This window comes from Aliikangiella coralliicola (assembly GCF_007004725.1).
GTDB lineage: Bacteria > Pseudomonadota > Gammaproteobacteria > Enterobacterales > Kangiellaceae > Aliikangiella > Aliikangiella coralliicola.
In genome coordinates, this window is record NZ_ML660169.1 from 167,148 (window position 1) to 188,664 (window position 21,517).

A 21,517-nucleotide genomic window follows, 5' to 3' on the forward strand; every position below is an offset into this window, starting at 1 on the left:
AGAGAATTATTTTAAGCCGCTTTCAACCAGCCGAATTTTGAAAGCTGTTCAAAAGTTTAGTTCTCAAAAAGCAATAACTAATGAGCACAAAGAGCACGTCATTGTTTAGCAACAAAGCACGACAACAACACAACGCCTAATAACAAGAGACTTATCAATAACGAGGAGAAAAAAGTGAACGACCTATTGAGTTTAAAAAAGAAAAACAATCGTACAATGTTAAAAGCAACACCAAAACGATTATTCTTAGTTCTTGGAATAACTTATGCGACAGCATTAACCATTGAGCCGGTGACTGCGCACGGTGTAGTCGCCAGCTATGTCGATAAATACCGAACACAACTGTCGGCAGACACTAACAACTTTAAGCTACGAAAAAAATACATCCATGCATTACGAGATACTCAACATTACGATGAAGCCTTATCACAGTTAGTTTTATTACGTGCACAAACACCTCACGACAAATCCCTTGATTTTGAAGGCGCCTTTATCGCATTTGAAAAAGGAGACTTCACTCTGGCGAATGAATTTGTCGACCGTTTCGTTGCCAACAACCCAACAAACGAAAGAGGCCTCTCTCTAAGCGGCCGTACAAAAATGAAATTAAGAGACTTTAAAGGTGCCACCAAAGCTTTCAGAAAGGCAATAAAACAGCGCCCAACAACAGACCTGTTTCTTTATCAAGCTGAAGCTTATAAAGCATTGGGTGATCATAGAAAAGCGATTAAATCTTTAGAGTCAGGCGTTTCACAACTAGGAAACCTACCGCTCTTCCTAAACAAAATTGCCTACCACCATCAACAAATGGGTAACTACACTAAGGCCATTATTGCAGTGGATAAAATTATTGACGTGTTAGGCACTGAATCACGTACAGAACAATACCTGGTCCAAAAAGGTGATCTACTCAAATTGTCCGGACAGTCAAAAGCTGCCGCCGCAGTCTATCGACAAGCCTACACCCAGCTAAATACACGTAACCCTCAAATTCTCAATTCCGCGAGTTCGCAAAAGCTTAAGAAAACACTCAAAAGCAAAATGAATGCCGAGAAAAATTAATAATAACTGACAATAGAGAGAATCATCATGTTAAACAAATTTTTTATTCGAATAGCGCTTTCGAGCCTATTACTTTTTCAGGTTGCATTTATTGAGGCAGCGGTAACGGTAGGACCATATCTTCAAAACGCGACTAAGACCAGTATGACCATTCATTGGCGCTCTTCCAGCGCCGGAGTCGGACGAGTTACCTATGGCACCGATCAAAATAATCTTAATCTTTCAGCCGATGAAAGTCGCTCAACCAGTAAACACATAGTGACAGTCACCGGGCTTCAACCGAATACCAAATATTATTATCGAGTCGGCAATGGTAGCGCCCAGGAAACACCCAATAATGCTGCTGAACAATATTTTATTACCAGCCCAAACGGCGCAGTCAAAACTCGCATCTGGGCACTTGGTGATGCTGGAACGGGAACGAGCAATCAAAACGCAGTGAGGGATGCTTACTACAATTACACCGGCTCAACACGAACCAATGTTGTGCTGGCTCTCGGCGACAACGCCTACAGTAATGGTGGCGACTCAGATTACGTTAACAAGTTTTTTGACGTGTATCAGAGTATGTTTTTAAATACACCAATCTGGTCAACTCAAGGCAACCACGAACGCAATCAAAGTGTTTATGAAGATTTATTTACCCACCCTACCAATGGTGAAGCAGGTGGTGTTGCTTCGGGTTCAGAACTTTATTATTCCTTTGACTATGGTGATATCCATTTTGTCTGCCTGGACTCTTATTCCAGCGCCATTGATATCGATCCTGGCGCGCCCCAATACCAATGGTTAGAACAAGATTTACAAGCCAATAATAAATCCTGGGTCATTGCTTTTTGGCATCATCCTCCTTATTCAAAAACCAGCGGACATAATTCCGATAGTGAAACGGGAATGAGAAAATTGCGTGAAAACGCTAATGTATTATTGGAGCAATATGGTGTTGACGTTGTACTCGGCGGCCATAACCACAGTTACAATCGTTCATACTTTATTAACGGTCATTATGGCGTTGAGTCTACATTTAATCCGAGTACTCACAAAGTTCAAAATGGCGACGGCGGTACCACACCATACAATAAAACTGATCAGCGTGGAGCCGTTTATGTAATGTCTGGCAGCGCAGGCAAAGTCACTTATAGTATCGACACACACGATGCAAATGTTGCCAGATACTATAACCTGGGCTCTTTTGTTATTGATATTGACGGTGACAATTTAACTGGACGTTATTTACGTGAAACCGGCGCGATAGATGATGTATTTTCTATTAGCAAAACACCGGCATCTAACAGCGCGCCTATTGCCAATGCCGGCGCAGACGCCAGCGTCCAAATTCCAAATGCAGTGAACTTAAATGGCTCTGTAACCGATGATAATTTTCCGGGAACAACACTCACGATAAACTGGTCGCAAGTGTCAGGACCAGGTACCACGACTTTTGCCAATGGAAATTCAGCGGCGACTACTGCCACTTTCAATACTGCAGGAACTTATGTTTTACGTTTAACTGCAAACGATGGCGAATTTATTTCAACAGATGACACAACAATCACAGTGAGCGCTCCTCCCAGCAACCAGGCACCGGTTGCCAACGCCGGTGGAAACCAAACCATTGAATTGCCAGCGTCAGCGACTTTGAACGGCAGTTGCAGTGACGACGGCTTACCAGTGGGTGCATCGGTTTCTGCAAGTTGGACAGGTCCCTCAGGTGTAACTTTCGCCAACCCGGCTTCAGCCAATACAACGGCTTCATTTGCGTCTGACGGATCTTACGTCCTGACTTTAAGTTGCAACGATACGGAACTAACGGGCATTAATACGGCGACCATTACCGTGACTCCGCAGCAAGCCAACCAACCACCGGTCGTCAACGCCGGTGGTGACTTCTCAACATCATCAGGAAGTTCAACCAATCTTTCTGGTACAGCAACCGACGATGGACGGCCTAGCGGTGGAAGTCTAACCACAAATTGGTCTAAAGTGAGCGGACCTGGTAACGTCACTTTTGGTAATGCTAACGCTTTAAATAGCAGCGTGACTTTCAGTTCAATCGGCGAATATGTAATTGAATTATCCGCAAATGACGGCGCTGCAACTTCGACTGACACCGTCAATGTGATAGTCACCGGAAACGTTGGTAACGACACAGTTCTTCCTAGAAATACGACGACAGCGAACAGGCGAGCCATGCCATTTACCATGAGTGAAACCGGCAAAATCACCAGTGTCACTATGTATCATAAAGGCGGCAGTGGCGACATGATGCTAGGTGTTTATAGCGACGCAAACAACACGCCTGGAAGTCGAATTGGTGTGACTGCAATTACACCGGTTAGCGCAACTGATGGGTGGCAAACAATAGACTTAGCCACGCCCGTTCAAGTGACATCGGGCTCTCAAATCTGGTTAGCCTGGATATTTGAAAACAATCCGGGCATTGCCTATGAATCTGGAACACCCGGACGTTATCATTCGTCACAAACATGGAGTTCCTCAGGGGACAACATGCCACCCAGTTTCGGCTCTGGTTCTCAAGGCAATTATATCTACTCAATTTATGCAAACTTTACTGCACCAGGCGCAGGAACGAATAACCCGCCGGCGTTCAATAACAGCAATTTAACTAAAGCGAGTGCGACACAAAATGTCGCTTATTCCGATACCATCGCCAATGATGCCAGTGATCCAGATGGCGATGCGCTGACATTCAGCAAAATATCTGGACCCGCCTGGTTAAATATCGCTTCAAACGGTAACTTAAGTGGCACACCAAGCAGTTCGGACCTCGGTAACAACAGTTTTGTCGCAGAAGTTTCTGACGGTAGTTTATCTTCCCAGGCAACCGTGACGATTAATGTCAATGACGGCAGCACGCCAGTGGTCATTAGTAGTAGTGATTTCGAATCAGATTTAGGTGATTGGACAAACCCAACTGGAGAAGATGACTATGACTGGACTCGAGATTCCAACGGCACACCTTCATCCAATACCGGTCCTTCTAGTGGCGCAGGTAATAGCGGTTTTTATTTGTTCCTGGAAACTTCTGACGGAGGTCGTGGTGCTTACAACGCAGGTGAAACAGCTTACCTGGAAAGCATCGAGTTGAGCGGAAGTAATCGCACGCTGACTTTTGACTATCACATGTATGGCTCACAAATTGGAACTTTGTCTGTTGATGTTTTCATCAATGGAAACTGGGCCAACGATGTGTGGAATATTTCTGGCGAACAACATACTTCTGGCAGCGCAGATTACATTAGCGCATCAGTAGACTTAAGCAGCTACAACGGAACGATTAGAATTCGCTTTCGTGCAACAGCTGCAGGCGGTTGGCGTGGCGACATGGCAATCGACAATCTGGTTGTAACCGGCGTCAACTAAACCACTTAACTATCCACGAATTATCAAATAAACAAATTATCAAATAAATATGGAATTGTATTGCGCCTTAACTGGCGCAATACCCAAAAGTTGCACAAGCTCTCTTTTACATAGCGACAAATAAAAAAAGTAAGTCATCGGCGATTCATTAAATTGTCATAGGACAGCAATATTCAACGAATAACTTAGCATCTCCCAAAACGAATAACCGGAGAAAAAATGAACAAGCTTAAGTCTATTCTTGGTATTTCTGCACTAACGATATTCTGCTCTGCCATCAGTACCACAGCCAGTGCGACCTCTTTGTCAGACAAACATTCTGAGAATCACTACTTTAAACACAAGAAAAATAAGACGGCTCAAATTGGCCCGCGCCCGTATTACCTGGTAGAAGACATGGACTTGGGTTATTTGAAAAGTAAGCTTCAGCATTGCGCAAACAAAAAACGGCGCTTTAAAAAAACTGATTTCTCTATTGGCCATCGTGGCGCTCCCATGCAATTTCCAGAGCACACTAAAGAATCTTATGTCGCCGCGGCCCGAATGGGAGCCGGTATTTTAGAATGCGATGTCACCTTTACCAAAGACCGTGAGCTAGTTTGTCGCCACGCTCAATGTGACTTACATACGACCACCAATATTCTCGAAACGCCGCTTGCCGCAAAATGTTCACAACCTTTCAGCCCGGCAACTTTCGACGTTGATGGTAACCTGCTGTCACCAGCATCGGTTCGTTGTTGTGCCAGTGATATCACCTTAGCAGAATTCAAAACACTAAAAGGAAAAATGGATGCAGGCAACAGCCAGGCAACTAACGTCGAAGAATATATGGACGCAACAGCAGGTTGGCGAACTGATCTTTACACTCAAAATGGAACGCTACTCAGTCACGCAGAAAGTATTGAGTTGTTTAAGTCTCTCGGTGTAAAAATGACCCCGGAATTAAAATCTCCCAGCGTCGAAATGCCATACGAGGGAGATTACACGCAAGAGGAGTATGCACAGCAAATGATTAACGAATACAAATTGGCCAGGGTAAAACCGAAAAATGTTTTCCCACAATCATTTAATCTAGACGATGTTAAGTACTGGATTGAAAACGAACCAAGATTCGGCAAACAAGCGGTATATCTGGATGACAGATATGACGATCCAACTTTTGACTTTCGTGATCCAGCTACCTGGTCACCAACCATGGAAGAGCTTGCTGCCGATGGTGTACAAATCGTCGCGCCTCCCATGTGGATGTTGATCGATCTCAACAGCAATAACAAGATTGTTCCATCTGCTTATGCAAAGTCAGCTAAAAACGCCGGGCTCGATATTATTACCTGGACACTGGAAAGATCAGGACCATTAGCTTCAGGCGGCGGTTGGTACTATCAATCTGTGACTCCCGTTATTAATAACGACGGCGACATGCTGAAAGTTCTCGACGTGCTTGCGAAGGATGTTGGTGTACTGGGCGTTTTCTCAGATTGGCCAGCAACAGTCAGTTACTACGCAAACTGTCGTGGCCTGAAATAATGAAAAAACAATAAAAAGTTTAGCAAACTCCCTCCTTTAGCAAAGGACGGCTGGGGAGGATTTAATGAGCAAATTACATCTTTACAAAAATCACTATCGATGTATCCTCTGAAAATTCAACATTATCAGGGATACGCTTTTGATGACAGCCCCTCAAACTTTAGCAGATGCAATCAGTTCAATTAGTCATATTTCGACGGCCGTTACTTTTCGCCACGCGACAACCAGTGACTCAAAGGTAATTGCACAATTGGTAAACAGCGCCTACCGCGGTGATTCTAGTCGTGCCGGCTGGACGACCGAGGCAGATCTTCTGGAAGGAACACGCATTACGGCAGAAAGAGTAGAAGAGTTAATCGAAGTTCAGAACTCACTCATTTTGCTCTGTCTTAAAGATCACAATATTGTCGGTTGCGTTCATTTACAAAGGAATAAAGACGGCTGTTATCTAGGAATGTTTGTCGTTAAACCTGAACTACAGGGAAGCGGCATCGGTAAGACCTTTTTACAAGCAGCGGAATCTTTAGTCCAGAACTTATGGGATATCAAAAAGATATGGATGACGGTAATTGATATACGCACAGAACTGATCGCTTTTTATGAACGGCGAGGCTATTGCCGGACCGGAAAAACCAAACCGTTTCAGAGTGAGCAAGGAAACGAAGTCTCGTTAGTTGATAATTTGCAGTTTGAAGAATTGGAAAAGATATTGCCATTGTAAAGTAGCCGTGCTCTATTTTTTCCTCTTCTTTTTATAACTTCTCCCTCTAATATAAATGAGGGAGTCGCTTAGTAAAATTGGCAACAATCAAAAAGCGATTTTAATATCAACAATTTTATTTACATTCATGATCCCATGTTTTACTAAATGGAATTTTAACTCTGTCAACAATGTCATGAAATTTTTCATCTACAATTTCTTCCAATGAAACCCAGAGTTCATTGGTATTAGCTTTGGTCACTTCATCTGTAATCCATTGCTCATAAATATCTGACGCCACACCTTTTTTTAACGTCTTAGAGTGATCTCCTCTTGACCCTTTAACGTAAGGCTTAGCACTAGTGTTAAATCGAATATACCCATCCGTCTGGCCGGTATTTTGGTAAGAGACTCTAAATACTATTTTGTCGCAGCTTTCATTAACGACTTCTATTTTATTAATTGAAGCTCTTTTCTTCTGGTTATTCTGCTCAGCGCTGCTCCACAACACTTCATTTGAGCGATATACATGGCCAGTTCCCAAATCTACTTTCAGAAAGATGAATCCAGCTCCCAAAACAATAACTAAACCTAACACTATGATATATTTTTTCACTATTATTCTGCCTTCTACTTTATATTTTGTGGTAAAGAAAAAACCTGGCTAATTGTTGCAAGCTATCATTCAACGCCTTACAGCTCAAAATAGTCCCTACAAAATGTAAATTGACACTTAAAACCAAATTCACTGCTCGTTTTTCGGCTTTGAGTAGTCCCTGACTTCATTGATTAACGAAACTAACACAAAACTCAATAACATTAATAAATACCAGGAAGACAGTTTCGCCAAAGGCACTAATTCCCATCCATTCGTTTGGTTAGGATAAATCCAGATGTTGGCATAGGTAGCCAGGTTTTCTGCAATCCAGATAAAGATAGCAACTAAAAACCATCCCAACAGCAATGGCATATTTCGGTATGTTTTAATAATTTTAAAATGAATTTTTGTATTGAAAAATAGCCAACCGGTTATAAATAACAGTAACCAACGAAAGTCGGCAATAAAATGATGCGAAAAGAAATTCACATAAATTCCAATAACTAAAATGATAGTCCATCTTTTGTTGGGATAGTTTTCATATCTAAATTCAAAAATACGCCAAACTCGGGCAATATAGCTGCCCACTGCACTATACATAAATCCCGTAAAAAGAGGGACATTTCCAACACCAAAAACATAAGCTTCTGGATAGGACCATGAGCCTATCGCATCCGAGGTTTTGAACAGTTCCATCACTGTAGCGACAAGATGAAAAACGATAATGACGATGGCTTCTTTTATTGTTTCTAATTTAAAGATCAGCAGAAAAAGCTGGAATACAATAGCTGCAATAAAAATGAAGTCGTAACGATGAAGAAAATCGATGGGATACCAATAGCGGGTAACTAACATTATTGCGAGTAAGAAGCCTCCGAATAAACAAGCATGTGCCTGTTTGACTGCAAATAAAATGAGTTCGTGTATGGTGTATTTAATAGTCGCTATTCCTTGTCCCTCAGGGCCGACATACTGGCAATTTGAAAAAGCGTTTCTGGAAAATAAACTAATGCTCCTTCGCTAAAGGAAAGAAGCATTGAGTAAACCACCTGGCTCAATGAGCCAGGCAGTTATTCGGACAAAAGCTACTTTTTACCGGCAATCCAATCTTTCACTTTACGCTCCAACACGACCATAGGGACCGCGCCGCCCAGTAATACCAAATCGTGAAACTCAGCCAGATCAAATTTTTCACCTAAAGCTTTCTTGGCATGCGCTCGCAATTCAAGAATTTTTAACATACCCAACTTATAGCCCAATGCCTGACCGGGCCAGGCCATATAACGCTCTATTTCAGCAACCACATCAGACTCAGCTGAACCCGTTTGTTCAGCCATGTAGGCTATCGCTTGTTCTCTGGTCCAACGCTTGTGATGGAGTCCGGTGTCAACCACCAATCTTACGGCCCGAAAAAGTTCTGCCTGTAAACGACCGAGATCGCCAAAGGGATCGTTTTCGTATAATCCCATCTCAGCAGCGACCTGTTCCGAGTATAACGCCCAGCCTTCCACATAAGCATTATATGGCGCAATTCGTCTTAAGAAAGGCAACTCTGTTTGCGCCATATTTAGTGCCACTTGCCAGTGGTGTCCTGGATTGGCTTCGTGATAGGTCAATGACTTCAAGCTAAATTTCGGCACTGCTTTCATATCCCGAAGGTTAATCCAATAAATTCCTGGTTTGCTTCCATCAACCGATGGCGGTGTATATTGTCCACCCGGCGCGCCATCTTGAATTTCCACAGGAAAGGCTCGAACTTCAACCTGGTAAGGCGGCTTGGTTTTAAACAAATCAGCCATTTTTTCGGTGATTTCAGCGATGTAACCGTTCAAATCGTTAAGTAATTCCTTACGCCCCTCATCACTATCGGCGTAAAGAAAGCGAGGTTCTTCGGTAACAGCAATGACTCGCTCGCCGACGCTGCCTTTATCATATCCTTGAGACTTTAAGATCGCGTCCATTTCTTTGGTGACGCGAGCCACTTCATCCAGACCTATTTGATGAATTTCTTCTGCACTTCGATCACTATCGCCCAATTGACGAATAGCGTCCTGGTAATATTTGTCGCCGTTTGGCTGCGCCCAAATGCCTGACTCATCTCTTGCTTTATCCATCAAGCTTTTGGTTTGCTCAGAAATTTTTTGATACGCGGGATAAACCACGTCAGCTACTTTTTGTTTCGCTAACTGAATGAGTTTCTGTTTTTTCTCCTCAGGAACGCCGTCTAACAGCGCGAGTTTTTCAACAAACGCATTCACCAACGGATGCTCTTCGGGTTTTGGCTGCAAAAAACTATCGAAGTATCGAACCGCTCCCTGCAAGTTGACTTTAGGTGCAATCCAGTTCTTTTTAACATCAGCGCTGAGTTTATTCTGTATACTGCCAATCAATGAATCAAACTTTCCGAGCCGCTCAATATAATCCATTGCATCTTTCTCATTGGAAATTTTTTGATCACTCTGCATGTAACGAGGAATATCAATTAACGGACCGTTAATTTGATTCACAATGAATGGAGAAAGCCCCATCCAGACGTCAATATATCCAATAGAAAAATCGGGGTGTCCGCCAAAATACCTTGTTAAGCTAGCCATTACGAGTTGATTCTCAATGGCAGAAGATGATTTGGACTGGTTAGCAAAACCAGCAATCTTTTCAGTTAAAGCCAATAATTCTGTTCGAAGCGCCGCTTCATTCTCAGGCGAGTAGTCTTCCATTTGGTCCGCATAATATTGCCCCACTTCGTCCTCCGACAACCCGTATAAAGTTGCAGATAAGGCTCGTTTCTTAAATAAAGCCTGAGTTGCTTTTTGATAAATCTTTGTTAAGTCTTGTAATTGAGCAACTTCATTTTTTGATGACAGGTCTTGCGAAGCATTTTTTTGGAGAGCAGGCTTTTCTTGAGTAACTTTTTCTTTAGCTGCTTTTTCCTTAGTGCCATTATTACTAGAATCACACCCTGAAATAACCAGTGCTGTCGCCAAAACGCTACCCGCGCCTAATACTCTTAACGAGGTCGAAAGTTTCATTTTTTATTTCATCCCAATAGTCAATCTAAACTCAGAATAGGAAAAACCGCTAAACCATGGCATATATAATGAAGCCGTTGAATGGGTTAACTCTTCTTATCCCGAGTTCTTGTTAGTAAAATCTAAAACATTTTTTTGGACACAAAGTTTGCCATAATAAGAAAATGATTTCGAGCCCGAGAGCAGATAAACCAGACTTAACAACGAAAACTGTCGTAAATAACAGCAAAACTCATTCAAATCATTCGTTGAAAGGCAGCGCCAGCTCTCAATAATAAACAGGAACTAATCAGTTGCCCACCTAATCAGTAAAGCAACGCTATAATAGGACTGACTCAATTCATACTATTCAATTTCTCAAAAAAGGAAAGGCTCAAAATGTCACTAACTCCGTCGAACATGATGCCATTAGGCAGTATTGCCCCCGATTTCAACCTGCTAAATGTTGTCAACGGCAAGCTGGAGAAGCTTGAACAGCTGCGAGGAAAACAAGGAACATTGATTATGTTTATTTGTAATCACTGTCCTTTTGTCATTCATATCGAGAAAGCCCTAGCCAGTCTAGGTGAAGACTACGCGAATAGTGGCTTATCTATCATTGCCATTAGCTCAAATAGTGTTGAATCGCACCCGCAAGACGGTCCTCAACATATGGCACAAAAAGCAGCTGAATCAGGATTTAAATTTCCCTACCTTTATGATGAAACTCAATCCGTTGCAAAAGCATACCAGGCCGCTTGCACGCCTGATCTGTTTTTGTTTGATGATAAACTGGCTTGCGTTTACCGTGGACAATTTGATGATTCTCGGCCGGGAAATAATATTCCGGTAACGGGGAAAGATATACGACAAGCAATTGAAAATCTGTTAGCGGGAATGCCTATTTCTGATGAACAAAAACCGAGCATTGGTTGCAACATTAAATGGAAATAAATACGCTTCGCAAAAATGACATTAGTACCAAACGATGATAATGAAAAAACTTTTTTAATAAAACTACAGGTGTTTTTAAACTTAACAATTCTCCCTGAGAGATATTTTTTTAAAAAATTTGGACCTTATTTTTAAGGCAAAAGTCTTTATATCACTTATTCCAATTAACGATTAGCAGGGATCTATACCCATATCTAGTTTGTGTTATATTTCTTGGTTCCATTCCTTACATAAGGTTAGAATGAGCGTTAATTCCATAGCAATCTCAAACACAAATCTAGTCTTTACTAAATGGTTAGTAAAGCGTTTAGATTTGGTTAGAAGTAACGGGTTAATAACGTGATAGAAGATGTAAGGTATCTCATAGTTTTTGCAAAAGTTGTCGAGAAAGGATCTTTTCGCGCAGGCGCAAGTTCGTTGAGCTTGTCAACAGCCTCTGTGAGTGCATATGTCTCTCGACTGGAAGAGAATTTAGGCGTCGCGTTACTCTATCGCAACACTCGTAAACTTTCCCTCACATCCGATGGTGAGAAAGTGTTTGAAGTTGCAAAAGATATCATGTCTTTATATGAAAATGGCATCTACGACTTTAAACGCTCTGACAAAACATCCTGTCACAATTTAAAAGTTTCAGTACCAGCACTCTTTATTCACAGTGAATTTATGCAGAAAATTGCTGCATTTATCGACAACAACCCCAATGTTAATTTAAGCTTACTCTATAGCGATATCAGAAACGATATTATCGCTAACGGCATTGACATTGCACTTAGAATTGGTGATATGCCGGATAGCACCTTAAAGGCAAAACGCGTTTTTTCTTTCAACCGAAAAGTTGTTGCGAGCAATGAGCTACTGGATAAATATCCGCCAATCACTCATCCTAAAGATCTACAGGAATTTCCCTGGATTGGACTAACAATGCGAGCAAGCACTCGCACTTTCACCAATGCTGAAGGTGACAAGATCGAAATAAAATATTCGCCGAAGACGTTTGTTGACAACATTGATGCTGCTTATCGTTTGGCTAAATTAGGCTCAGGTATTGCTGTGCCACCTGACTTTTTAGCAAACGACGACTTAGCGAATAACAAAGTAGTCGAGCTTTTGCCAGACTGGTCCGTTGACTCTCTAAAAGTTTATGCTGTCTGGCCATCCAATGTGCCAACCAATAGTTTGATCTATGATTTTATTCAATCAGTTTCACCGGAGAGTGATAGTTGCACTTAATCTGAGCTTTTATCGTGCGTAGTTCTATCATTTGATAGTCTTATTGTAATAGTTTTTAAAATTCAGTGGCGAAAAAACTGTATCGAAAGCAATTTGAGACTTCAGCGGAAATCTGTGAAGTCAGCAATAAAATACAACCGTTAGGCTTCAAATGCTTCGCCCGTTTTCAAGTAAGAAAAATGCTCGCTGACACTTGGCCGTTGGTTATTTTTGGCGCCATTTTGATTGCTTATTTTCTCTCCTAGTCCTAAAAAACCAGCAATAATGGCGTTTTCACTTAACGCCAGTTTTTTGTGTAAAATTGGATTGTATGCCCAATCTCCTGTACGCCAAAAACAACAAAAGCCCATTGATTCGGCAGCAATTATCATATTTTGGATTGACGCCCCTGTCGACAAAACTTGCTCTACCTCTGGAACCGATGTCTGCTTATTAAGCTCGGCGATGCAAATTATAATGTAGGGCGCAGAATTCAATTTTCGATCTATCTTTTTCATTGTTATTTCATTGACCTCGCCATTACTCTCCCTCAATGATAAAGTGATCATTTCCTTAAAATACGCTTTTTGTTGTGGGCCACAAACTATAAAACGCCAGGGCTTCAGACGCTTGTGATCAGGTGCGGTCAAAGCACAACTAAAAATGGTGTGTAGGTCTTCGATCGAGATCTCACCCTCAACCAGTGGCTGCGACTTTCTAGCTAAAATAGAACGAACTAATCTCATCAATACTCTCCAAATAAGGTGCTACCAGTCATCAAATTGTTTCTGTACAAAGTGATAACTAACAATTTATCTTAGGCCAGCTCGGCTACTACTTTTCTACGTCTTGTTATTTTTTGTCCGTAGGATACGGCCACTTCTGTGTCTTGAGTTATATAAGTTGTACAAGAAAGAAGTTCTCCATCTTCAATTGAAAACTTATCGGAATCGAGCTCACCATTAACCAACTGAACGCGACAAGAACCACATCGCCCTCGCCTGCACGAACTTCGTATTGGCAACGACATATCTTCAATGTTTTCCAGCAAGGTTTTGTTAGGACAACCTCGGCCGGTATAACTTTTTCCATTAAACTGGACTGTCAAAATAAAATACTGAGTAGTCATTTCTTGCTCACTCTCCTCTTTAAAGCAAAAAATTGGTTAAACATGTAGACAAGCAATATTTCTCTTCCTTTCCCTTAGGTTTTCACGAACGTTTATTTCTAAATAGTCAGGTTTTCTTTGATAGCAAGCATCGGTGGAAGATTCGCACCGCGAGGCAAAGTTACAATGACTGGAGCGCAGTTTGGAAACCTCGATTTCTCCCTCAACGGCTTGCTTTTTCCACTTTTTTTCATGACGTTCAGTTTCCATATTTTCGTCATTTCTTATCTCTACATTCTTTCCTCGATAATTTTTAAAGCTAAAACTACTCTCAACTAATGCTTTTGTGTATGGATGCATTGGATTATCAATAACATCGATAGCACCGCCATACTCCACCAATTGCCCCGCATAAAGAACTGCCACATAATCAGAGAAGTGTTTTACAACGGATAAATCATGAGAAATAAAAAGATAGGTCAGTCCTAATTCGCGCTGTAATTTGAGCAATAAATTAATAATTTGTGCTTGAATTGAAACGTCTAATGCAGATAAAGGTTCGTCTAAAATTAATATTTCGGGTTGAAGAACCAACGCTCGTGCGATACCAACTCGCTGACGTTGGCCGCCGCTTAAAGTGTGCGGATAACAGTCGAGAAAACTTGCGCTTAAACCGACCATTTCCAGATACTTTGCAGCAACATCCTTACTTTCCTCTCGAGTTAGTGTTTTACAATTAACCAGTGGCGCAACAATAATCTGCCAGATTTTTTTTCTCGGATTTAAAGAGGAAAATGGATCTTGAAAAACCATTTGAATTTTAGAATAAAATTGTGCTTTCGGTATTTGCTCAATATTGGTTATTTCCTTTGCTTTGTTAATCAAAGAAACACTGCCAGCAGAAGAATTCTCCAGGCGCATGATAATTTTAGCCAATGTTGTTTTACCGCTTCCTGACTCACCAACAATTGCCAGTGTTTTTCCCATAAACAATTCCAGGGATACATTGTCTAATGCAGCAATTTCTTCCGAACCGAAAAAAGACTTTGATACTCGGTAGTTTTTACCAATTCCTTCAATGTTCATGAGCTTTTGATTTTGCACAACTAACCTCTCAAGTGGCATCGACTTAAATCGCTGAGATTGTTTGATATTTGAATAAGTTCTGGCGGCGTTGTGTGGCAAATATCTTGTGCATTTGGGCAGCGCTCGACATAGCGACAACCTTCAACTTGCCGTTCAATGGGAATGACTACACCAGGAATGGTGTTAAGATCTGACTTAGGCACTTTATCGCCTTGCCCCGGTAAAGACTCCAGAAGCCCCTTAGTGTAGGGATGATAAGGATTAGTTGTAACTTGTCTGGCCGTTCCCGACTCAACTACTTCTCCCGAATACATCACTTGAATTCGATCAGCGTACTCGCTGATGATACCAATATCATGGGAAACAATAATAACGGCCATATTGGAGTCAATTCTGATTTGATCGAGCAAGTTAAGTATCTGTGCCTGAATGGTCACATCAAGCGCTGTGGTTGGTTCATCTGCGATTAAAATTGATGGTTTGCACGCAAGCGCCATAGCAATAACGACTCGCTGCGCCATTCCGCCTGACAACTCATAAGGATAATTTTTAAGACGTAAATGCGCAGCGGGAATTCCAACCTTGTCCAATAACTTCAGTGCCATCTGGCGGTATTCTTTTCCACTTTTTCCTTTTTGCATTTTGCTCAACATTTCAACCAGCTGCTTTTCAATCGTGATGGTTGGATTTAATGCATTCATCGGATCTTGAAATATCATCGCGACATCATTGCCACGAAAATCTCGCCACTGTTTTTTATTGAGTTCAAGTAATTTCTTACCGCATAACTCTAATCTATCAGCAGTCACCAGGGCATTGCTCGGCAGCAGTCCCATCAGTGCGTAGTTAGTGATACTTTTTCCACAGCCAGATTCACCAACAACCCCGAGAACTTCACCCGCCGCCAACTCAAAACTCAAATTTCGAATAGCTGGCTTGTAAACCTGGTTATCGTAAAAACCAATGTTTAAATTCTTAATCGAAAGAATCATTTTGAATCACCTAATTTCGGGTCAAACCGATCCCTTAACGCGTCACCAACAATGTTAAAACACAACACCGTTATCAAAATGCAGACACCGGGCAAAACCACCAGGTAGGGCGCTGATTCGATATAAGTTCGCGCATCAGCAAGCATTGCTCCCCAGTCCGCAGCCGGAGGTCTGGCACCTAAACCAAGAAACCCGAGGGCCGCAATATCTAGCACAGCTTCACTGAAGCCTAATGTCGATTGAACAATCACCGGCGCGCGACAATTCGGTAAAATTTCTGACCATAAAATTCTAAACCGCTTTATTCCGAATGATTGTGCAGCAACCACATACTGCTTTTTCATTTCAGACATAGCCACGGAACGAACAACGCGAATGTAGCGTGGCATAGAAACGATAATCACGGCAATAACCGCGTTAACCAAACCACCACCCAATACCGCAACAATGACAATCGCTAATAAAATACTTGGGAGCGACATAATCACATCAGTGAGTCGCATAATAAAAGCATCGATTGCGCCGCCATAAACGCCGGCAACCAGTCCCATTGATGTGCCGACAAATGCCGACACCAATACGATAAAGAAACCAATGTTGAGGGAACTTCTGGCGCCAATTACCAGCCGCGAAAACAGGTCTCTACCAAGATCATCTGTGCCCAACAAATAGTAAACTTCGTTGCTCGACATTGTCCCTGGCGACAATAACAACTCACTTGATGTACCAAAGGGATCTAAATTTAAAATTATTGGCACGATATAACCGATGGCCAACAACAATAAAATGATGACAAGCGCGAAATTTGCAATAGGATTATTGCGAAAAAAAAGCAGTTTAACTTTTGTTAAAAACTTTTGATTACCAGAAAAATGAGCGGGCTGTGTTTGCGAAGAAAAGTCAGACATATCAATGCCTCATTCTTGGGTTAACAAGTCGGTATAAATATTCAGTTGTCATATTGACGATGATTACCAACATACCAATGACAAGAATGCACGCTTGGATAACCGGATAGTCTCGCGCATAAACACTGCTCACAATATAATTTCCAATTCCAGGCCAACCGAAGATGGTTTCGGTAAGAATGGCGCCAGCAACCACAGTGCTGACAAAAAATAATCCACCAATTGTAATAATCGGAATTAAAGCATTGCGAAACGCATGAAACATAATCACCCTGAACTCAGATAATCCTTTTGCTCTTGCTGTGCGAATATAATCTTCTGATAGCACCTCAAGCATACTGGAACGAGTAATCCTTGCAAAAACCGCAATAGGAACAGTTGCCATTACAATTCCGGGTAACAATAAATGGTGTAATGCGCTGGCAAAAGCATCGAGCTGGTATTCTTCTCGCGCGTTACTTAATAACGAATCAATCAACATAAATCCGGTATGAGGCTCTATATCGTAGAGAATATCTAAACGCCCTGATACAGGTGTTAAATCTAACGTGACTGAAAATATTAAAATAAGCACCAGTCCCCACCAGAAGATCGGCATTGAATAACCGACCAACGAAGAAATTGTCACCACATAATCAGCAATACGTCGCCGATAAACAGCAGCAATAATTCCCGCCGGAATACCAATCAACAAAGACAATAACATGGCGAATAACCCCAGTTCGATTGTCGCAGGCCATCGCGCGAGTAGTTCTTCTTTAACCGGCCTGGAAGATACCACTGAAGTACCAAAATTTCCTTGAACCGCCTGGGATAAGAAGTTCTGGTATTGCTCTGTAATTGATTTATCCAGTCCCAGTTGTGTCGCGACTTTTTGATACTGAATGGGATCAGACCCTCTTTCTCCGATCATCAATAAGACAGGATCACCCGGCGTTAACCGAATTAATCCAAAAGCTAATATGGTGATACAGATAACCGTTATCATTATTCCAACGGTATGCTTTATTCCGTTCATAAGTGCTGCTATTTAATGATGGTAGTTAATGAATGAGAAATAATACCTTTGACATGAGCAGACAAGGGAAAACAATATAGCCTCTTTCCCCTCTGCCTATAAAAATAGAGCGCTACTTATTAATCACTTCTAGATTATAAAAATGATCAACGTCAAACGGGTCCATAATATACCCCGATACCGTGTTTCTTAAAGCGCGGTAAACTTTCGCATGGGCAATCGGAATAACGGGCACATCGTGACTAAATATTTGCAATGCTTTTTGATACAGCGCTTCTCTTTTTTTCCTATCACTTTCGGAACGAGCCGTTTTAATTAAACTATCAAATGATTTTTGACAATAGCGTGAATTATTTGAACCTCGATCAACGGAATCACAACTAAATAACGTGTATAAAAAGTTATCAGGGTCACCGTTATCCCCAGTCCAACCGAGCTGAACGATATCATGTTCACCCCGTTTTACCTTATCAAGGTATGTTCCCCAGTCATAGGTAACCAGTTCAACTTCAATACCAACTTTCGCAAGATCTTGTTGCATTAACTCTCCCATTTTTCGCCCGTTAGGGTTAAATGGTCGACTCACCGGTAGTGTCCACAAAGTCGTTTTAAACCCTTTATCGAAACCCGCTTCTTTCAATAACTGTCTGGCTTTTTGTGGATTATACTCATAGGTATCAATGTCCTCATGATACGACCATACTGTCGAAGGGTACGGATTGATAGCAGGTTTAGCCTTTCCTAAATAAATCGCGTTGATGTATGACTGCTTATCAAGTGCGTGAGCGATAGCACGCCTTACTGACAAATTATTAAATGGTGGCTTCTCTGTGTTCATAGCCAAATAGCCAATATTGAGGCCATCTAACTCGCGCAGTTCTAGCTTCTCATTTTTCTGGATTGAAGCTATATCTGCCGGTGACGGATAGACGGCAATATCGCACTCGCCCTTCTTCAATTTTTGATACCTGACACTCGCATCCGGCGTGATTGAAAAAATTAGGTTATCGATAGCTGTTTTACCCTGCCAGTAGCTCGCATGAGCGTTGTAGCGTATAACACTGTCCTTTAAATATCGTCGATATTTGAAAGGCCCGGTACCAACAGGCAATGTATCGATATTTTCCTTTCGGCCGAGATTTGCAAGTTGCGCAGCATACTCTTCAGAAAGTATCGACATAAATGGCATCGCCATATTTGAAATAAAAGGCGCTTCCGGTTTATTCAATTTTATCTTAACGGTGTAGTTATCAACTTTCTCAACGGATTCAATCAGGTTATGCATGCCCATTCCCTGAAAATACTGATAGGCACCACCGCCAACTAAATGATATGGATGCTTCAAATCGAGTTGTCGATTAATCGAGAAAATCACATCGTCAGCATTGAATTCTCGGGTCGGTTTAAAATAAGCAGTCTGATGAAATTGAACGCCTTTTCTGAGCTTAAACGTGTACTCAGTTTTATCACCTGAAATATCCCAGCTGGTTGCCAATGAGGGAATGACATTAGTTGTACCAGGCTCGAACTCTAGTAGCCGATTATAAATTGTTAAAGATGTGGCATTTCTTCCAGTGCCAGATAGTATTTTCTGAGGATTGAATGACTCAGGACTACCTTCTGAACAATAGACAATATTCTCACTAGCGTAAGCAATCGGGCTTGTTAGCAAACCGGCTAAAAATATTTGAATAAATTTATTTGAAAGTTTCATTTTTTACCAATAATTTCCTATTTAACGAGATTTATCAGCGCCGCCTGTCAACTCAGCTACGAGTGAGAGGCAGATATTATTAATAATAACGACTGAGAAAACTCGCGTTTAATTTAAGATGACTAATCTACGAACACAAATTTAAGAACCCAGTTTAAGATCATTAATTTATGACCAAAGATTTAAACTACCGTCTTTCTGAAGGCCCATAAATGACGTCTGAGAAATTCGACTCTGATCTTTTCTACCTAAAATCTCATGAAAATTCTGAGTATTAAATATAATAAGATCGCCAACTTTAGGGCTTGTTTTCAAGTGGTCTTCCCGCTCTAACACTTCATAAGGAAAGTAGTAGTCTCCGGGTACCTTCATCTTATCGTTTTCATCGGTGTGGATGGTGTCATATATAATCAGCTCACCATCGATTTCGTTGACACAATAGTAAATATTCCAGGTTAGCTGCCTGGTGATTTCAGTCACCGCCCAATCTTGCTTGATGTGACTGGGAGCGTGATCGGCGTGAAGTTTTCCATGCCCTTTAAAACTTCGAAAGGCGCCGGCAAAATACTCTCCGAATTTCGGCTCATAAAATAGACCTGATGCTCTATTCGCTTTTTTCTCTATTGCTTCAATAACCATTTGAACAGGGTCAATATCTAATCCCCGATACATATCCTGAACGGTCTTTCGAGCCGCTCGAATTTTCTCAAAATAAACAGACTTGGGATCGTGAGCCCACTGGTTATGACAAACCCCAATATGATTAACCGGGATATCTTTCAAGTGTTCATAACCAGCAAAGCTTTCAGCCTTCAGCCGTTCAGCAACGACTTCACAAATTTCTTTCGATAAGAAATTCTCAACAATGATCCCGGGAATCTTGAAATCAAACAGTAAGTTGAGGTTTTCTTCGTTAAGTTCACATAATTCGTTTTTAATCCAGTTTCCCATTTTTCTATCCCCTATTCAGCGAATACTTTTTGGCTTAAATCAGATGAAGATGATTGATAAAGCCGTTTGTATATCGCATTTGAAGCAAAAATTATTAAAAGGTATGCCGACATGAAAAGAAGCGTTGTTTTAACAAAGTCGTTTCCGAAATAGTCGAGTAGACCACCTAAAATTGTTGCAATAACGCTGGCAAGCAAACAACCTATTGAAAAAGATATTCCAAAAATTGAACCTAGCTGCCCTTTAGGCGCAAAAGTCACAATGCCTGAATATCCCATCATCCATATAAATTCAAAGATGAATACCATGGCGGTAAAAAAGACTGCAGCAAAAATCGGTATTTTGATCCATACACTCAAAACGTAAACAGTGAAGGCAACAATTGAAAGCGCGATCGTTAAGTGTCGAGTCATTCGAAAGTCTCTTTCAAACAATTTCGTTTGTTTGCAAAACAGTGAGAATGCAGAAGACCCTGCGACAATCGCCAAACTTGCCAACACATAAGATGCGGAAACAGCTGATGCATCCAACTTTAATCCTTCAATCGGATAGATTGGTTGCAATACGCTATAAGTGCCTTGAAAAAAAGTGGCGGTAATCGGCGGAAGAATTGCGCAAAAAAATAGCTTTTTATTTGAGCTTAAGGCATCGACATATTCTTTGACTCTTTCTGAAACCTTTCGTCTTGGAGTCGCTTCCTTCTCTGACTCTGATTGCGGTGCTAGATTGTAAGTAATCAAGATTAACACCGCAGCTATTACAAACGTCACCGCATCAATTAATACAACTAATGATAACTCGAGTCTACTCGCCAGAAAGATGCCCAAAACAGCCGCGATACCAATTCCCAAATGATATCCCGTTTGCATAAATGACGCATAGTGAGTGACTTTATCGGCGGGAAACAACGTTCGCGCCGCCACGGTTTTATTAATTCTATTAACTTGCTCGATGATTCCGCGCAACAGTAATAAAACAACAATGGGAAGATAAGCGTGATCCGAAGTAAAAAACAAAATTGGCAATGTTAATACTGCACACCCGAAATCGAGCAAATACCAACGCTTTCGAGGCTCCATTCCGTGGTCCCAATCACTTCGGTACAATATCACGATCAACATCGGTAACCACTGTAAAGAAACAAACAATGAGGTTAATAAACCAGAGCCTGTTTCCTTGTATATTGCCATGGCAAAAACGATATGTAGTAAGACTGAACCTGCAGACGATATTGTGAATGCAGCGGTGCTTAACAGTAAATTTATTCGCCCTTTATTTAACTGGATCACTTCTTCTTC

The 21,517-nt window shown here is 41.4% G+C and carries 18 protein-coding genes; 6 read left to right on the forward strand and 12 right to left on the reverse strand.

Features of this window, described 5'->3' with window-relative positions:
* The first annotated feature begins 174 nt into the window (after positions 1-174).
* From FLL46_RS21440 to FLL46_RS21455, 4 genes are all read left to right on the forward strand, one after another.
* Positions 175-1,062 carry a tetratricopeptide repeat protein gene (locus FLL46_RS21440; protein WP_142933559.1) on the forward strand — a complete coding sequence of 296 codons (888 nt, stop codon included), beginning with the start codon at positions 175-177 and terminating at the stop codon, positions 1,060-1,062.
* 27 nt (positions 1,063-1,089) lie between these two features.
* Positions 1,090-4,446, forward strand: coding sequence for a PKD domain-containing protein (locus FLL46_RS21445; RefSeq protein WP_142933561.1), 3,357 nt, complete (start codon positions 1,090-1,092; stop codon positions 4,444-4,446).
* A 219-nt stretch (positions 4,447-4,665) separates the two neighbouring features.
* On the forward strand, positions 4,666-5,973 hold the full coding sequence (locus tag FLL46_RS21450) for a glycerophosphodiester phosphodiesterase family protein (protein ID WP_142933563.1): 1,308 nt from the start codon (positions 4,666-4,668) through the stop codon (positions 5,971-5,973).
* A gap of 142 nt (positions 5,974-6,115) precedes the next feature.
* A complete protein-coding gene (locus FLL46_RS21455; protein ID WP_142933565.1) occupies positions 6,116-6,694 on the forward strand; it encodes a GNAT family N-acetyltransferase in 579 nt (192 codons plus the stop codon).
* Positions 6,695-6,809: 115 nt separating this feature from the next.
* Here the strand turns inward: FLL46_RS21455 and FLL46_RS21460 are convergent, their stop codons facing one another.
* The 3 genes from FLL46_RS21460 to FLL46_RS21470 all read right to left on the reverse strand — a co-directional run bounded on the left by FLL46_RS21460 (position 6,810) and on the right by FLL46_RS21470 (position 10,300).
* Entirely contained in the window at positions 6,810-7,289 is a 480-nt protein-coding gene (locus FLL46_RS21460; RefSeq protein ID WP_142933567.1) for a hypothetical protein, read from the reverse strand.
* 129 nt (positions 7,290-7,418) lie between these two features.
* Positions 7,419-8,219 (reverse strand): DUF817 domain-containing protein, encoded by an 801-nt coding sequence (locus FLL46_RS21465; RefSeq protein ID WP_210418793.1) that lies wholly within the window; start codon positions 8,217-8,219, stop codon positions 7,419-7,421.
* A 137-nt stretch (positions 8,220-8,356) separates the two neighbouring features.
* Positions 8,357-10,300: a DUF885 domain-containing protein gene (locus FLL46_RS21470; protein WP_142933571.1), complete on the reverse strand. Its 1,944-nt coding sequence runs from the start codon at positions 10,298-10,300 to the stop codon at positions 8,357-8,359.
* Between the two features lie 378 nt (positions 10,301-10,678).
* On the opposite strand from FLL46_RS21470, the gene FLL46_RS21475 reads away from it, so the two are divergent.
* Entirely contained in the window at positions 10,679-11,233 is a 555-nt protein-coding gene (locus FLL46_RS21475) for a thioredoxin family protein (RefSeq protein ID WP_142933573.1), read from the forward strand.
* A gap of 339 nt (positions 11,234-11,572) precedes the next feature.
* On the forward strand, positions 11,573-12,463 hold the full coding sequence (locus FLL46_RS21480; RefSeq protein ID WP_142933575.1) for a LysR family transcriptional regulator: 891 nt from the start codon (positions 11,573-11,575) through the stop codon (positions 12,461-12,463).
* A 140-nt stretch (positions 12,464-12,603) separates the two neighbouring features.
* Here the strand turns inward: FLL46_RS21480 and FLL46_RS21485 are convergent, their stop codons facing one another.
* The 9 genes from FLL46_RS21485 to FLL46_RS21525 all read right to left on the reverse strand — a co-directional run bounded on the left by FLL46_RS21485 (position 12,604) and on the right by FLL46_RS21525 (position 21,508).
* Positions 12,604-13,188, reverse strand: a complete 585-nt coding sequence (locus tag FLL46_RS21485; RefSeq protein WP_142933577.1) for a nitroreductase family protein — start codon at positions 13,186-13,188, stop codon at positions 12,604-12,606.
* Positions 13,189-13,259: 71 nt separating this feature from the next.
* The gene (locus tag FLL46_RS21490) at positions 13,260-13,571 is read right to left on the reverse strand and encodes a 2Fe-2S iron-sulfur cluster-binding protein (protein WP_142933579.1); all 312 of its coding nucleotides are present in this window, start codon (positions 13,569-13,571) and stop codon (positions 13,260-13,262) included.
* Positions 13,572-13,607: 36 nt separating this feature from the next.
* Complete coding sequence (locus tag FLL46_RS21495; protein ID WP_168204280.1) at positions 13,608-14,654, reverse strand: ABC transporter ATP-binding protein; 1,047 nt, start codon at positions 14,652-14,654, stop codon at positions 13,608-13,610.
* Positions 14,655-14,656: 2 nt separating this feature from the next.
* Complete coding sequence (locus FLL46_RS21500; RefSeq protein ID WP_142933582.1) at positions 14,657-15,628, reverse strand: ABC transporter ATP-binding protein; 972 nt, start codon at positions 15,626-15,628, stop codon at positions 14,657-14,659.
* Positions 15,625-16,536: an ABC transporter permease gene (locus FLL46_RS21505; RefSeq protein WP_142933584.1), complete on the reverse strand. Its 912-nt coding sequence runs from the start codon at positions 16,534-16,536 to the stop codon at positions 15,625-15,627. The genes FLL46_RS21500 and FLL46_RS21505 overlap by 4 nt, the downstream gene beginning before the upstream one ends.
* 1 nt (position 16,537) lies before the next feature.
* Positions 16,538-17,554 carry an ABC transporter permease gene (locus FLL46_RS21510; RefSeq protein ID WP_142933586.1) on the reverse strand — a complete coding sequence of 339 codons (1,017 nt, stop codon included), beginning with the start codon at positions 17,552-17,554 and terminating at the stop codon, positions 16,538-16,540.
* Positions 17,555-17,666: 112 nt separating this feature from the next.
* Entirely contained in the window at positions 17,667-19,268 is a 1,602-nt protein-coding gene (locus FLL46_RS21515) for an ABC transporter substrate-binding protein (RefSeq protein WP_142933588.1), read from the reverse strand.
* Between the two features lie 168 nt (positions 19,269-19,436).
* Complete coding sequence (locus tag FLL46_RS21520) at positions 19,437-20,219, reverse strand: 2OG-Fe(II)-dependent halogenase WelO5 family protein (protein ID WP_142933590.1); 783 nt, start codon at positions 20,217-20,219, stop codon at positions 19,437-19,439.
* A gap of 11 nt (positions 20,220-20,230) precedes the next feature.
* Positions 20,231-21,508, reverse strand: a complete 1,278-nt coding sequence (locus FLL46_RS21525; protein WP_142933592.1) for an MFS transporter — start codon at positions 21,506-21,508, stop codon at positions 20,231-20,233.
* Positions 21,509-21,517 lie beyond the last annotated feature (9 nt).

Bases quoted from the DNA above. Each gene is read 5' to 3' on its own strand.
- FLL46_RS21445 (WP_142933561.1), top strand. From the start codon at position 1,090: ATGTTAAACAAATTTTTTATTCGAATAGCGCTTTCGAGCCTATTACTT.
- FLL46_RS21450 (WP_142933563.1), top strand. From the start codon at position 4,666: ATGAACAAGCTTAAGTCTATTCTTGGTATTTCTGCACTAACGATATTC.
- FLL46_RS21455 (WP_142933565.1), top strand. From the start codon at position 6,116: ATGACAGCCCCTCAAACTTTAGCAGATGCAATCAGTTCAATTAGTCAT.
- FLL46_RS21470 (WP_142933571.1), bottom strand. From the start codon at position 10,300: ATGAAACTTTCGACCTCGTTAAGAGTATTAGGCGCGGGTAGCGTTTTG.
- FLL46_RS21475 (WP_142933573.1), top strand. From the start codon at position 10,679: ATGTCACTAACTCCGTCGAACATGATGCCATTAGGCAGTATTGCCCCC.
- FLL46_RS21485 (WP_142933577.1), bottom strand. From the start codon at position 13,188: ATGAGATTAGTTCGTTCTATTTTAGCTAGAAAGTCGCAGCCACTGGTT.
- FLL46_RS21490 (WP_142933579.1), bottom strand. From the start codon at position 13,571: ATGACTACTCAGTATTTTATTTTGACAGTCCAGTTTAATGGAAAAAGT.
- FLL46_RS21500 (WP_142933582.1), bottom strand. From the start codon at position 15,628: ATGATTCTTTCGATTAAGAATTTAAACATTGGTTTTTACGATAACCAG.
- FLL46_RS21505 (WP_142933584.1), bottom strand. From the start codon at position 16,536: ATGTCTGACTTTTCTTCGCAAACACAGCCCGCTCATTTTTCTGGTAAT.
- FLL46_RS21510 (WP_142933586.1), bottom strand. From the start codon at position 17,554: ATGAACGGAATAAAGCATACCGTTGGAATAATGATAACGGTTATCTGT.
- FLL46_RS21515 (WP_142933588.1), bottom strand. From the start codon at position 19,268: ATGAAACTTTCAAATAAATTTATTCAAATATTTTTAGCCGGTTTGCTA.
- FLL46_RS21520 (WP_142933590.1), bottom strand. From the start codon at position 20,219: ATGGGAAACTGGATTAAAAACGAATTATGTGAACTTAACGAAGAAAAC.